This window comes from Chelatococcus asaccharovorans, from assembly GCF_003201475.1.
Taxonomy (GTDB): Bacteria; Pseudomonadota; Alphaproteobacteria; order Rhizobiales; family Beijerinckiaceae; genus Chelatococcus; species Chelatococcus asaccharovorans.
This window is the reverse complement of record NZ_QJJK01000012.1, coordinates 89,503-103,446: the sequence shown is the minus strand read 5'-3', so window position 1 is coordinate 103,446 and position 13,944 is coordinate 89,503. Positions and strand designations below refer to the sequence as shown.

Genomic DNA, 13,944 nt, shown 5'->3' with positions numbered 1-13,944 from the left:
CGTCATGGCGGATGTGTTGCGAGCGAAGAACCTGACGGTCTCCTCGGCCGGCGGCATCGCCGTCCTCCGGGATATCAGCTTTGCCGTGGCGCGGGGGGAGATCATCGGGCTCGTCGGCGAATCCGGGGCCGGCAAGAGCATGCTCGGCCGGGTGATCGCGGCCAACCTGCCGGGAGGGTTCCACGTTTCGGAAGGCTCGCTCGACTTCGGCGGCGCTGATCTCACGCGGATCACGGGCGAGGCGCGCCGTCAGTTGCTTGGCCGCGAGATCGCCTTCATTCCGCAGGAGCCGTTGACCTCGCTCAATCCGGTGCTGACCATCGGCCAGCAGTTTTCCGAGCACCTGGCCCGCATCGGCGGCCTGCCGCGATCGGCCTTCCGCGAGCATATCGTGCAGGCCCTCGCCGATGTCCGCCTGCGCAATCCGGAAGACCTGCTGCAGCGCTATCCCTTCCAGCTCTCGGGCGGCATGTGCCAGCGCGTGCTCATCGCCATGGCCTTCGCCGCGAAACCCGCCCTCGTCATCGCGGACGAGCCGACGACGGCGCTTGATGTCTCGACCCAGGCGACCGTCGTGCAGATTATGCGCCGGCTGCAGCGGGAACAGGGCACGGCGATGGTCTTCATCACCCATGACCTCCGGCTGGCGGCGCGCGTCTGCAACCGGATCGCCGTGCTCTATGCGGGCGAGGTGATCGAGGAAGGCCCGGCCGGCGAGGTTCTCGAGGCACCGCGCCATCCCTATACCCGCGTGTTGAAGGCGGCCAATCCGGTGCTCAGCGGCCCGCGCCACCGCCTGCGCACCCTGCCGGACCAGATGCCGACGGTGGAGGCCTTCGCGCGCCTGCCGGGTTGCCGTTTCGCGACGCGCTGCCCTGTGGCCGATCCCGCCTGTGCGGCGGCGATACCCACCTTGCGCGAGATCGCGCCGGCCCATTTCGTGCGTTGCAGCGACGCTTGCGGCGAAAGGGCGGCCGCGTTGGTCGAGGCCGAGCCCATCCTCGTGCCGCCCGCGGCGGACAAAGGGAGCGAGCCCGTCCTCGTGCTGGAGGGGCTCTCCAAGCATTATCCCGGCAAGGCGGACTGGCTCGGCCGGCGCAAGCCCGGGACGGATGCGGTGAAGAATGTCGGGCTGACGGTTCAGCGCGGTGAATTCATCGGCATCGTGGGTGAATCCGGCTCGGGCAAGAGCACGCTCGCGCGGCTCATCGCCGGCCTTGAAACGCCGACCGACGGGCGCATCCTGGTCGCGGGCGAGGACGTCACGCGCGCCGACAGCAAGGCGCGGGCCCTGCGCCTTGAAACCCTGCAGATGGTCTTTCAGGATCCGCAATCCGCGCTCAACCCGCGCCGGTCGATCGACCATATCGTCACCCAGGCAATGGAGCCGACGGGCGCGTCGCGCGCGGAGCGTCTCGAACGCGCGCGGTCGCTCCTCGCCGAGACCAAGCTCTCCGGCGAATTGCTGGAGCGTTATCCCGCCCAACTCTCCGGCGGTCAGAAGCAGCGCGTGAATATCGCGCGGGCGCTGTGCGTCACGCCTCACCTCCTGATTGCCGATGAGATCGTGTCGGGCCTCGACGTCTCCGTGCAGGCGCAGATCCTCAACCTGCTGCTCGACCTGCGTGCGGCCCGCGACCTGAGCCTCGTCCTGATCTCCCACGATCTGGCCGTTGTGCGCTATCTCTGCTCGCGCGTCGTCATCATGCACCACGGCGTGGTGGTCGAGGAAGGCGAGGTCGACCGCGTGTTCGGCGATCCGCAGCATCCCTATACCCGCCAGCTGATCGCCGCGGTTCCCCCCGACGATCTCGACACGCCATGGCCGGCCCCCGTTGCCGTGGAGCCGGACAACGCCGAGGGTTTAGAGCGCGCTTCGATCTGATTGCATCAGATCAGCGTTCTAACCTCCTTTATTTCAAGCATAATCTTATCGATCCTCGTTTCACTCCGGTCGGATTTTGCTCTATGGCAAGTCCGCCTGCGGACTTGCCATCACTCAAAAATTAACGAGCAAATTCACCCACTGAGATGGCATCAGACGATTCCATCTCAGTGGGATTTGCTCCAGGTCTTTGATTCTACGCATTTTCTTCACGCGAACCGGTGTCCACTTCGCTCGAAAATGCTCTCGCGCTTCAGTCGAAGGCGTAGAACCCTTCGGCCTCTGACAACGCGGGCTTTGCCGTGAGCGCCGCGATATCGGGAAGGGGGCGCGCGGTGCGGCTGTCGCCCGAAAGATGCCGCTCGAGCGCGGCCGCGACACCGAGGGTCAAGCGGTCACCGCCGCGCGGCCCGATCACCTGCAGGCCGAACGGCAGACCGTTGCGATCGAGCCCGACCGGCAGGGAAACCGCGGGATGCCCGGGCAAGGTGACCGCATAGGCGCAAGCGAGCCAGTGGTAGTAGCTGCGCGTCGCCTGGCCGTTGATCTCGCGCGGGTAGAGCTCCCGCCACGGCCGGGGGCTGATGGTGACGCTCGGTGCGAGGATGATGTCATAATCCTTGTAGAAGGCCTGCCAGCGCCGGTACATCGCCGTCTGGGCATTCATCGCCTCAGCCACGTCACGCGCGCTGTAGCCGTCGCCCTCGGCGATATTGTCCCTGATATTGGGGCCGAGCTGGTCGGGATGCTTGGCGGCGAGGGGACCGAACATGGCGAGTGCGGCGACCGCGCGCAGCACCGCGAAGATGTCGTCTGCGCCCGTGCAATCCGGCGTCGTATCGGCGGCCTCGCGAAAGACCGAGCGGAACAGTCCGGTCTTGTCAGCCAGCGTCTGAGCGACCTGATGCTCCGTCGGGGCGAAACCGAAATCCGGCGTGATCGCGACGCGCAAGGTCGACAGATCGACCTCCGGCAGGCTGGCATAATCTGCCGCTTTGCGCAGGGTCTCGCCGGGCACGACCGCCGACAGCGGATCACGGCTGTCCTCGCCCATCATCACGGACAACAGCAGTGCCGCATCGCCGACAGTGCGGGCCATCGGCCCGTTGGTGGACACCTGGAGCCAGGCCGCGCCGCGCTTCTCGCTAGGGATGAGACCAGGCGACGGACGGAACCCGACAACACCGCAGAAGGCGGCCGGATTGCGCAACGAGCCGCCGGTGTCTGAGCCGGAGGCCAAGGGCACCATGCCGCAGGCCAGCGCGACGGCGGAACCGCCGGACGATCCGGCCGCCGAACGCGTGGGATCGAAGGGGTTGCCCGTGGCGCCGAAGACAGGGTTGCGGGTGTTGCCGCCGGCCGCCCACTCGGGAACATTCGTCTTGCCGACGACGATCCCGCCGGCCGCGCGAATGAGGGCGACGAAGCGCTCGTCGGCTGCCGGCACGTGATCCTTGAAGATCGGACTGCCGAAGGTCGTGCGCAGTCCGCCGGTCTCGGACGTATCTTTGATGCCGATGGGCAGGCCATGCAGGGGCCCGAGTGGCTCCCCCTTGGCGACGGCGGCCTCGGCCTCCCGGGCGCGTTCGCGGGCGCGCTCGAAATCGCGCGTGACAACCGCGTTGACGGCATGATCGACCGCCTCGATCCGTGCGATACAGCTCTCGAGGAGCTCGACCGGTGAAAGCTTGCCGGCGCCGATCAGGCGACGGGCCTCAATCGCGGAAAGATCACAAGGCTGCATGGGCTTTTCCTGTCTTCCAAGACCGCGGTTGCGTGAGCCGCACATATGCCCGCGAATGCTAGACATCGGAGTGATAACTTCAAGGGGAGTTTTAAGCTTGAAGCGTTTACCTCCGCGCGATGTCGGTTTAAGCTCCCCGCACTCCGAAGCGGTCTTGATCAAATGACCACACGAGTCACGAGGGGCAAATCTGATGAAAAAGATGGGCGTCAACATAGCGTTGCGGGCCGCGGCCTTTGCCGTTCTTGCCTCGCTCCCGGCAGCAGGCTGGGCCGCGGACCTGAAGATCGGTTTCAGCGCGCCTGCGACCACCCTTGATCCCCAGTTCCATAACGCCAGCCAGAACATCGCCGTGTCGCGCAACATGTTCGATACGCTGGTCCAGATGGATCCCGACAGCCGCATCATCCCGGCGCTCGCGGAATCCTGGCGGGTCGTCGACGACACGACCTGGGAGTTCAAGCTGCGCCCGGCGAAATTCAGCGACGGCTCGCCCGTCACGGCGGAAGACGTCGTCTGGTCCATCAATCGCCCGGCCACCATTCCGAACAGCCCCTCGAGCTTCGGCATCTATACCCGCCCGATCGTCGAGAAAAAGATCATCGACGACCGCACGGTTCAGTTGAAGACCGCAGCGCCCTACCCCCTGCTTTTGGCCGACCTGACCAATGTCTTCATCGTCAGCAAGAAGGCGACGGAAGGCCTGACCTCCGACAAGTTCCTGACCGGTCAGGGCGTGGTCGGCTCGGGCCCCTACAAGTTCAAGTCCTATACGCCCGATGACCGCGTCATCATGACGGCGAACGAGACTTACTGGGGCGGCAAGCCCGCCTGGGACAATGTCGAGATCCGTTTCCTGCCCAATGACAGCGCCCGGTTGAGCGCCCTTCTGTCGGGGGAGGTGGATGTGATCGAGAATATCCCGACGCCCGATCTGGAAGCGGTGAAGAACAACAAGAATCTCGTTGTCGCCGAGAAGATGTCGCACCGGCTCATCTTCCTCTTCCTCGATAGCGGACGGGATGAGACCCCGGGCGTCACGGCTGCGGACGGCAGCCCGCTGAAGGCCAACCCCTTCAAGGACCTGCGGGTGCGCAAGGCCGTCAATCTCGCCATCGATCGCGAGGCGATCGCCAGCCGGCTGATGCAGGGCCTCGCATTCCCGACGAACAATATCGTCACCGAAACGATGCAGGGCTATGTTCCCGCCATCAAGCCTGCCTATGATCCCGAACAGGCGAAAAAGCTCCTGGCCGAAGCCGGCTATGACAAGGGCTTCCGGCTCGTGCTCGCCTCGCCCAACAACAGGCTTATCAATGACGCCAAGGTCGCGCAGGCCTTGGCGCAGATGCTGACGCGCGTCGGCATCCGGACGTCCGTCGATGCCGTGCCTTTTGCGGTCATCAACACCCGTGGCAACAAGGGCGAGTTTTCCTCCGTCATGATGGGCTGGGGCGCGCAGACCGCGGAGGCGTCGTCGCCGATCCGCGCGATGATCGCCTGCACGAACAAGGAAAAGGGTTGGGGGCCCGTGAACTGGGGCAATTACTGCAACCCGAACCTCGATGCCGTCACGGCCAAGGCGCTGAATACGATCGACGACGCGGCGCGTTCGAAGCTGCTTCAAGAGGCAACCCAGATCGTGCATGATGATGTCGCGATCGTGCCGCTTTACTTCCAGGCCAATACCTGGGCCGCCAAGCCCGGGATCACCATCACGCCGCGTATGGACGAGCGCACATCCGCGCTCATGTTCGCGCCGGCGAAGTGACGGCTTGGCCAAGTGGTCAACGAGACGATCGACGAGACAGTTTGCGGCGATGAGCGGCAGACGGGAGCTGTAAGACGATGCTGGTATTCTTGACACGCCGCCTGATTGGCGGGCTGCTCGTCCTCTTCGTCACGGCGACGCTGGTCTTCTTCGCAGTCTTCGCGCTCGGCAATCCCGTCGATGTCATGGTCAGCCCGGATGCCGACCAGGCCGAGCGCGCGGCGGCGATCGCGCGTCTTGGGCTGGATCGGCCTATTCTGGAGCAATACGCGAGTTTCCTCTGGAATGCGGTGCGGGGAGACCTCGGCAATTCCTTCGTTTATGGCAAGCCGGCGACCACGGTCATCCTGGAGCGGCTGCCGGTGACGCTGGAACTCGCCATCGTCGCCATGGTGATCGCGCTCGGCATCGGCCTTCCGCTCGGCATCATCGCCGGGCTGAAACCCAGCGGCCTCAGCGGCAAGACCATCATGTCCGGCTCGATCCTGGGGTTCTCGCTGCCGAATTTCTGGATCGGCCTGATGCTGATCTCCATTTTCGCGGTGCAATTGAAATGGTTGCCGTCGGGAGGGCGCGGCCCGACGGTGGATGTCTTCGGCATCCCGCTCTCGATATTGTCCCTCGAGGGCCTGAAATACCTGATCCTGCCAGCCTTTACGCTCGCGCTCTACAAGACCTCGCTGATCATCCGCATCTGCGAAACCGGCACGCGTACCGTCAACCGGCAGGACTACATCCGCACGGCGCGGGCGCGCGGCGTGCCGCCCGGCCGTATCGTGACCGTGCATCTCCTCAAGAACGTCATCATCCCCGTCATCACCGTGATGGGGCTGGAGTTTGGCGCGATGATCGCCTTTGCGGTCGCCGTCGAGACGGTGTTCTCCTATCCCGGCATGGGCAAACTCCTGATCGACTCCATCAACCGGATCGATCGGCCGGTCATCGTCGCCTATCTCATGGTGACCTGCCTGATCTTCGTCACCGTCAATCTGATCGTGGATGCGCTCTATGCCGTCCTTGATCCGCGCGTGCGCTTCAGCGCATCGAAGGCTTGAGCCATGGTCGCAGCGCATATACCGACCGGTCCCGATACGGCTGAGGTGGACCAACCCCGCCAGAGCATCGCCCGGAAGCGGATCAAGGCTTTCCTGCGATCGCCGGGCGCCCTCTTCGGATTACTGTTGTTCCTGCTGTTTCTGCTGCTCGCCGTCTTTGCGCCGCAGATCTCGCCGCAGAACCCCTATGATCTCGATAAGCTCGACATCATGGATAACATGCTGGCGCCCGGTGCTATGCTCGGCGACGGTACGGTCTCCTGGCTCGGAACAGATGACCAGGGTCGCGACATGCTCTCCGCTATTCTCTACGGCCTGCGCATTTCGATCGGCGTGGGCGTGGTATCGGTGGTGATCGCAAGCGCGATAGGGGCTTTCGTCGGCATTGGCTGCGCTTATATCGGCGGCCGCGTCGACAGCCTGGCGATGCGCATTGTGGACCTGCAGCTGTCTTTCCCCTCCATTCTCGTCGCACTGGTGCTGCTCTCGGTTTTCGGCCGCGGCATCGACAAGGTCATCCTGGCGCTGGTCATCGTGCAATGGGCTTACTACGCCCGCACGGTACGCGGGTCCGCCCTGGTCGAGCGCGAGAAGGACTATATCGCGGCGGCCGTGTCCTTCGGGGCGCCGCGATGGCGCATCATGCTCCGCCATCTCCTGCCGAACTGCCTGCCGCCGCTCATCGTCGTCGCCACCGTGCAGATCGCCCATGCGATCTCGCTCGAGGCGACCCTCTCCTTCCTCGGCGTCGGCGTGCCGGTGACAGAGCCGTCGCTCGGCATGCTCATCGCCAACGGCTATGGCTATCTGCTCTCCGGTAAATACTGGATTTCGACCTTTCCCGGCTTCGCGCTGCTGCTGCTCGTCCTCGCCATCAATCTCGTCGGCGATCGGCTGCGTCACGTGATGGATCCCTATAGCGATCAAAATGGCAACTGACCGGCCGCCCCCAGGCCGCCGCGCCCTGGTGCTGGGAGCGGGGATCGTCGGCGTTTCAGTCGCGTTGCATCTCCAGCAGCGCGGATGGTCGGTCATTCTGGCGGACCGAAAGGCGCCGGGACGCGAGACGAGCTACGGCAACGCCGGCCTCATCGAATCCTCGGCCGTCCTGCCGCATCCCTTTCCGCGAGGTCTGTCGACGCTGCTGACACTGGCCACGAACCGCTCCGCCGCATTGCGCTACGATCCGCGTGTTCTGCCACAGATCGCATCATGGCTCCTCGCCTATTGGCGTGCCTCGCGGGATGGCGCGCTCGCCCATATCGGGCCGGCTTTCCGGACACTGATCGGCGCCGCGCTTGCCGAGCATGAGGCGCTCATGGCGCAGGTCGGGGCGACAGGCCTGCTGCGCCGCGAGGGATGGCTCGAACTCTGCCGCTCGCCGCAGCAACTGGACGACGCCGACCGCGAGGCGGCGCTTGCCAGAAGCCACGGGATCACCGCCGAACGCATAGAGCAAGACGCCCTCTATGCGCTTCAACCCGTGCTGCGACCCGGCCTCAGCGGGGCGATCGCCTGGCGCGATACAGGGTGGATCGTCGATCCCGGCGGGCTCGTCGAGGCCTATGCGGCGCTGTTCACAAACCGAGGCGGGCGCATCCTGCGCGCCGATGCGCTGGCGCTCACCGGTGAGGCCGGCGGCTGGCAGATCCGGTCGGAACGCGAGGAGGTCGTCGTGGCCGATCATGCCGTCGTTGCGCTCGGCCCCTGGACCGGCGATCTCGCAACGCGCTTGGGCTATCGCTTTCCGCTTGCCGTCAAGCGCGGCTATCACCGGCACTTCGCTCACAATGAGGGGTGCCGGCTGACACAGCCCGTCTATGTACGTGACGAAGCCTGCCTGATGGTGCCGATGACGCGCGGCGTTCGCCTGTTGAGCGGCGTCGAGCTCGCGGCGCGCGACGCGCCACCGAGCCCCGTCCAGCTCCAGCAGATCGAGACGAGCGCGCGCAGCATGCTCCCGCTTGGGGATCCCATCGAACCGGCCCCCTGGCTCGGCGCACGCCCATGCCTGCCGGATATGCTCCCGGTGATCGGTCCCGCGCCGCGCCATCCCGGCCTGTGGTTCGCCTTCGGACATAGCCACTACGGCCTGACCCTGGGGCCGGTGACCGGGCGCATGCTCGCGGAGATGATGAGCGGCGAGACGCCCTTCATCTCGCCCCAGGCCTATCGCGCGGAGCGCTTTGCCGCTTAGAGGGCGGGACGCGAAGGCGGTGTCATCCCGGAAATGGCGAAGCCATTGTCCGGGATCCATGAACGCTGTCGCCGAAAGGAAAAGTCACCCCGCCCAACGCCTGAACCGTATCGGTTCTGGATCCCGGGCCCGCGCTTGCGCGCGTCCCGGGATGACCGGCTCTATGTGTCTAAGTAACCGAGCAAAGGCGCTCTTCCGCCAGGCGGGTGATGAGCGCGACACAGTGTTCGAGCTCAGCTTCTTCGATGAACTCGTCGGGCTGGTGGGCCTGCGCGATGTCGCCCGGGCCGCAGACGACGGCCGGCGTGCCGAAGCGCTGGAAGATGCCCGCCTCGGTGCCATAGGGAACTTTCAGCGGGGTCGTCTGGCCGACGAGATCCATGAGCATCGTTTCGGCCCCCCTGTCGGCATTGGGGGCGAGCGGCGGAATATGCGCCTGGACCTCGAAGGCAATGCCGCAACCTGGATCGATCGCCTTCATCGCCGGTTCGAGGGTCACGCGCGCAAAGTCTTCGATCCGTGCGAGCACGTCATGGGCATCGACGCCCGGGATAACGCGCATCTCCCAGAAGAAGCGGCAGCTCTCGGCGACAATATTACCGTGCAAGCCGCCGTTGATGATATTGACCTGGATGGTGCTGTAGGGCGGATCGAGGCCCTCATGGCGCCCGCCGGCGGCAAACTCACGCCTGAGCCCATTGATGAAGGCGATCAACTCACCCGCGACCATGACCGCATTGACATAGCGATCGGGCTGCGAGGAATGGCCCGGCTTGCCGGTGACGGTGGTCCAGCCGATGAGGCCCCCCTTGTGGGCATCGATCACCTGAAGCGACGACGGTTCGCCGATAACGGCGAGCTGCGGTGACAGACCGGACCCACCGAGCCACTCGGCCATGGGCCAGACGCCGGTGCAGCCGACCTCCTCGTCATAGGAGAAGGCGAGATGAAGCGGCTTTACAAGCGGCAGCGTGGCGACGCTCTGCGCCGCCGCGATGCAGCAGGCCAAAAAACCCTTCATGTCGGTGGCGCCACGGCCGATCAGCCGGCCGTTGTCCTCCCGCATGACGAAGGGATCGCCCGACCAGTCCTGCCCGGCCGTGGGTACGACATCCGTATGCCCGGACAAGACGAGACCGCCGGGGGCGTCCGGGCCGATGCTCGCAAAGAGATTGGCCTTGGTCCCGTCCGGGCTTGGGAAGCGCCGGAACCGTGCGCCGAGCGGTGCCAAGGTCGTCTCGACCCAGTCGAGGAGATCGAGATTGCTGGCGGCGCTCACGGTGGGAAAGGCGATCAGCCGCGCAAGAGCAGCCTTGGCGGAGAGGGGCGCAGCCGGAGGAGCCGACATGATGGTCCTTTCGCGATGCGAAGGGGTTATCGAAACGGTAGGATCACCGAAGCGCCTCGGCGATACGCGAACAGGCCTGTTCGATCTGGTGCGCGTCGCGCAGGACGCACATGCGCATGAAGCGCTTGGCAACACCACCGAAGAGATGTCCGGGCGCGAGCCCGACCCGGGCATCATGCAGGATCTTGCTGCAGGCGACCATGGCGTCGTCCTCACCCTTCAAGGCGAAGAAGACATAGAGCCCGCCGCGCGGCTTGGCGCCGAATTCGAGCCGGTTGATGCCGGCGAGATGTTCGTAGGCGATGTCGCGCCCAGTCCGGCAGCGCTCGCGCACCTCATCGACCACGGGTTCGCCGTGGTTGAGCGCCGCGGCGGCGGCAGCCTGCACGAAGCCCGCCGTGCCGCTGTTGAGATACTGGGTCATCGCGCCGATCGTCGGGGACAGCGAGGCGGGATGGTTGAGCCAGCCGACGCGCCAGCCCGTCATGGCCCAGGCCTTGGAGAAGCTGTTGACCGCCAGGACGCGATCCTCGTCGTCGGCCATCTGGAGCATGGACGGCGCGACAGGGCCCTCGAAATAGATGCGGCCATAGACTTCATCGCTGAGGATCCACACGCCGGTGCGGCGGCTGAAGGCCAGAATGGCTTCGAGCTCCGCACTCGTCGCGACCCAGCCGCCCGGATTGGAGGGGGTGGGAAGAAAGATCGCCCGCGTCTTGGCGGTGCAGGTTGCGAAGAGCCGATCGAGATCAAGCCGCCAGTCGCCGTCGCGGAAATCGAGCGGGAAGGGGACGGGATGGCCATCATGCATATGGATGGCCGCGCGGATATTCGGCCATTGCGGCTCGATATAGATGACCTCGTCACCCGGATTGACGATGAGCGACAGCGCGAGATAGACGGCCTGCATGCCGCCCGGGGTGACGGTGGAGCGCGCCCTGGAGATGGGGCGACCGTGCAGGGCGGTCTGGTAGGCCGATAGTGCCTCCGACAGCGCGGGCAGACCGCGCATGTCCGGGACGTAGAAGGTCATGCCCGCATCGAGCGCCGCCTTCGCGGCATCGCGGATGAAGGCCGGCGTGACCATGTCGCCCTCGCCATACCAGAGTGGGATGACGCCTTCGAGGCCCTGCGCTTCGACGGCGAGCCGCGCGATGTTCTCCATCGGAATACTGGCCATGGAGGGACGAATGCCGCGCGCGGGCGCAAGGTCTGCCGGTATTGACACAATAAATACCCCCACAGGATCAAGAGCCAATTAGCTCCAATGCAGTTTCGTTATCAGGCGCGCAGGATGACGCCCACGGCCCGCCCGCCGAAGAATCGGTGCAATTGCATCTTCCTCGGTGTCTTGCGAGGCCTTTTCCGGATGTCGTCCATGCAAGGGCGAGGCTTCGTCCCGCGAACCCGCGCAGACGAGGCCAGTCCTGCTCCCCGCTTGCGCCTGGCCTCGTTCAAGCCTCCAGAATTCAGCCTTGCGCGGCGATTATTTCAAGCTCAAACTAGTTTAAGCCGACGGAGACGAAATGCAACAAAAGCTTCGTTCCGCGCCGGAGGTTTGCCAGGAGGGCGCGATGCCCACCAGAAATATGTAAATGCATTCATTTTGCGGTATTTTCGGTCTTGCCTTGGCGCATCCTTTCCCTATTCTTATTCAAGAGATGGGAACAAGCCGGCCATGCTCCGGGAATATGTATCCTCAGATATCCGGGCCGTGGCCTGCCGGCAGTGATCGATGGCGATGATGAGCGCCGTCGCTCTGGTCATCATGATGGGAGGCCAGTTGCATGGCTGAGCGTTCGTTTGCGCGCGAGGTCCAGGACCTCAAACTGGGTGAAGGGGAGATCTTCCGCGGGGAAGGTATTCTTGCCATCACCAAGGCGTTGTTGCAGTCCGGCGTCTCCTACGTCGGCGGCTATCAGGGCTCGCCGATCTCCCATCTGATGGATGTCCTGGCGGACGCGAAGGACGTGCTGGACGATCTCGGCGTCCATTTCGAGTCCTCCGCCTCGGAGGCGGCAGCCGCCGCCATGCTGTCGGCATCGGTGATGTATCCGGTCCGCGGCGCCGTGACGTGGAAATCGACCGCCGGCACCAATGTGGCCTCGGATGCGCTGTCCAACCTGTCGTCCGGCGGCGTGACGGGCGGGGCCCTGGTCATCATCGGCGAGGACTACGGCGAAGGCTCCTCCATCATGCAGGAGCGGTCCCATGCCTTCGCCATGAAATCGCAGATGTGGCTGCTCGATCCGCGGCCCAATCTCGAATCCATCGTCAAGGCGGTGGAAGATGGCTTTGCCTTGTCGGAAGCTTCCAATACGCCGGTGATGCTGGGCGTGCGCATCCGCACCTGTCATGTGCATGGCCAGTTCGTGGCCAAGGACAACAAGAAGCCGGCGTTCACCCTGCGTCAGGCGGTCGAATCCCCGAAGCGCGACGTCAACCGCATCGTGCTGCCGCCTGCGGCCTATGTCCATGAGAAGGAGAAGCTGGAGAAACGCTGGCCCGCAGCGGTCGCCTTCATCAAGGAACGCAAGCTCAACGAATTCTTCGGCCCCACTGAGGGTGACGTCGGGATCATCCTGCAGGGCGGCATGTACAACAGTGTCATGCGCGCGCTGCAGTTTCTCGGGCTTGCCGATGTCTACGGCAATTCAGTCGTGCCGCTTTATGTGCTCAACGTCGCCTATCCGATGATCGACGACGAGATGGTGGAGTTCTGCCTCGGCAAGAAGGCTGTCATCATGGTGGAGGAGGGCCAGCCCGAATATATCGAGCAGAGCCTGCACACCCTGCTGCGCCGCCGCGACATCAATACGAAGGTCAGCGGCAAGGATCTCCTGCCACTCGGCGGCGAGATGACGGCGCCTGTCCTGATCAAGGGCTTGACTGCCTTCTTCGAGACGCACGCCCGCGTCCTCCTCGGCAACCGGCCGCCCCTGCCGGATGCGGCGCCGGTCCTCGCCGATCCGAAGGTCAAGGCGCTGGCCGATGTCGTGCCGCAGCGGCCGGCCGGCTTCTGCACGGGCTGTCCCGAGCGGCCGATCTTCGCGGCAATGAAGCTCGTCGAGAAGGAACTCGGCGAGCACCATGTCTCCGCCGATATCGGCTGCCACCTCTTTTCCATCCTGCCGCCCTTCAATATCGGCGCGACGACGATGGGCTACGGCCTGGGGCCGGCCTCGGCGTCGGCCTTCAACGTGAAAGCCGACAAACGGCCGATCTCCGTGATGGGCGACGGCGGTTTCTGGCATAACGGGCTCTCCACCAGCATCGGCAACGCCGTCTACAACAAGCAGGACGGCGTCATCCTGATCGTCGACAACCACTATGCCGCCGCCACCGGTGGACAGGACATCCTATCCTCCCGCGCCGACAATCCCGAGCGTTCGACCAAGCACCCGATCACCGACGCGGTGAAGGGCATCGGCGTCAAATGGGTGCGCCAGATCGACCGGACCTATGACGTCGCAAAGATGCGCGACACGCTCAGGGAGGCGCTGACGTCGCCCGAGAGCGGGCCGAAGGTCATTGTCGCCTCGTCGGAATGCATGCTGAACAAGCAGCGGCGCGTGAAGCCGCAGTTCAACACGGCGGTCAAGGCGGGGCAACGCATGGTCCGCGAGCGTTTCGGCGTCGACGAAGATGTCTGCACCGGCGATCACGCGTGTATCAGACTCTCGGGCTGTCCATCCTTGTCGGTGAAGCATACCGATGATCCGCTGAAGGACGACCCGGTGGCCGCCATCGACAATTCCTGTGTCGGTTGCGGCAATTGCGGCGAGGTGTCCGAGGCGGCCGTGCTCTGCCCCTCCTTCTACCGCGCGGATATCATCCACAACCCGACGGGCCTCGACCGTTTCCTGGCCAGGGTCCGCGGGGCGGTGATCTCCTTCCTGCAGCGCCGGCGCGACAGCCGGCGTGTGGTCTTTCCGGCGTGAGCG

Annotated in this window: 9 protein-coding genes; 6 read left to right on the top strand and 3 right to left on the bottom strand. The window is 64.8% G+C overall.

The features are described 5' to 3' along the window. Positions 1-4 precede the first annotated feature (4 nt). Complete coding sequence (locus C7450_RS25570; protein WP_110377306.1) at positions 5-1,885, top strand: dipeptide ABC transporter ATP-binding protein; 1,881 nt, start codon at positions 5-7, stop codon at positions 1,883-1,885. Positions 1,886-2,138: 253 nt separating this feature from the next. On the opposite strand, the gene C7450_RS25565 is transcribed toward C7450_RS25570, so the two are convergent. Further along, positions 2,139-3,629, bottom strand: a complete 1,491-nt coding sequence (locus tag C7450_RS25565) for an amidase (protein ID WP_110377305.1) — start codon at positions 3,627-3,629, stop codon at positions 2,139-2,141. 193 nt (positions 3,630-3,822) lie between these two features. On the opposite strand from C7450_RS25565, the gene C7450_RS25560 reads away from it, so the two are divergent. The 4 genes from C7450_RS25560 (at position 3,823) to C7450_RS25545 (ending at position 8,652) form a co-directional block, all read left to right on the top strand. After that, the gene (locus C7450_RS25560) at positions 3,823-5,400 is read left to right on the top strand and encodes an ABC transporter substrate-binding protein (RefSeq protein ID WP_210206534.1); all 1,578 of its coding nucleotides are present in this window, start codon (positions 3,823-3,825) and stop codon (positions 5,398-5,400) included. A 77-nt stretch (positions 5,401-5,477) separates the two neighbouring features. Continuing rightward, the gene (locus tag C7450_RS25555) at positions 5,478-6,455 is read left to right on the top strand and encodes an ABC transporter permease (RefSeq protein WP_110377303.1); all 978 of its coding nucleotides are present in this window, start codon (positions 5,478-5,480) and stop codon (positions 6,453-6,455) included. A 3-nt stretch (positions 6,456-6,458) separates the two neighbouring features. After that, on the top strand, positions 6,459-7,394 hold the full coding sequence (locus C7450_RS25550) for an ABC transporter permease (RefSeq protein WP_110377302.1): 936 nt from the start codon (positions 6,459-6,461) through the stop codon (positions 7,392-7,394). Then, positions 7,384-8,652, top strand: coding sequence for an NAD(P)/FAD-dependent oxidoreductase (locus C7450_RS25545; RefSeq protein WP_110377301.1), 1,269 nt, complete (start codon positions 7,384-7,386; stop codon positions 8,650-8,652). Before C7450_RS25550 ends, C7450_RS25545 begins: the two co-directional genes overlap by 11 nt. 169 nt (positions 8,653-8,821) lie before the next feature. On the opposite strand, the gene argE is transcribed toward C7450_RS25545, so the two are convergent. Together argE and C7450_RS25535 are read right to left on the bottom strand one after the other, a co-directional pair. After that, positions 8,822-10,000, bottom strand: a complete 1,179-nt coding sequence (gene argE / locus C7450_RS25540; protein ID WP_110377300.1) for an acetylornithine deacetylase — start codon at positions 9,998-10,000, stop codon at positions 8,822-8,824. Positions 10,001-10,043: 43 nt separating this feature from the next. Beyond that, the gene (locus C7450_RS25535; protein WP_245450115.1) at positions 10,044-11,228 is read right to left on the bottom strand and encodes a pyridoxal phosphate-dependent aminotransferase; all 1,185 of its coding nucleotides are present in this window, start codon (positions 11,226-11,228) and stop codon (positions 10,044-10,046) included. Between the two features lie 559 nt (positions 11,229-11,787). Here C7450_RS25535 and C7450_RS25530 point away from each other — a divergent pair. Continuing rightward, positions 11,788-13,941 (top strand): ferredoxin family protein, encoded by a 2,154-nt coding sequence (locus C7450_RS25530; protein WP_110377298.1) that lies wholly within the window; start codon positions 11,788-11,790, stop codon positions 13,939-13,941. The last annotated feature ends 3 nt before the right edge of the window (positions 13,942-13,944 follow it).

Bases quoted from the DNA above. Each gene is read 5' to 3' on its own strand.
- C7450_RS25570 (WP_110377306.1), top strand. From the start codon at position 5: ATGGCGGATGTGTTGCGAGCGAAGAACCTGACGGTCTCCTCGGCCGGC.
- C7450_RS25565 (WP_110377305.1), bottom strand. From the start codon at position 3,629: ATGCAGCCTTGTGATCTTTCCGCGATTGAGGCCCGTCGCCTGATCGGC.
- C7450_RS25560 (WP_210206534.1), top strand. From the start codon at position 3,823: ATGAAAAAGATGGGCGTCAACATAGCGTTGCGGGCCGCGGCCTTTGCC.
- C7450_RS25555 (WP_110377303.1), top strand. From the start codon at position 5,478: ATGCTGGTATTCTTGACACGCCGCCTGATTGGCGGGCTGCTCGTCCTC.
- C7450_RS25550 (WP_110377302.1), top strand. From the start codon at position 6,459: ATGGTCGCAGCGCATATACCGACCGGTCCCGATACGGCTGAGGTGGAC.
- C7450_RS25545 (WP_110377301.1), top strand. From the start codon at position 7,384: ATGGCAACTGACCGGCCGCCCCCAGGCCGCCGCGCCCTGGTGCTGGGA.
- argE (WP_110377300.1), bottom strand. From the start codon at position 10,000: ATGTCGGCTCCTCCGGCTGCGCCCCTCTCCGCCAAGGCTGCTCTTGCG.
- C7450_RS25530 (WP_110377298.1), top strand. From the start codon at position 11,788: ATGGCTGAGCGTTCGTTTGCGCGCGAGGTCCAGGACCTCAAACTGGGT.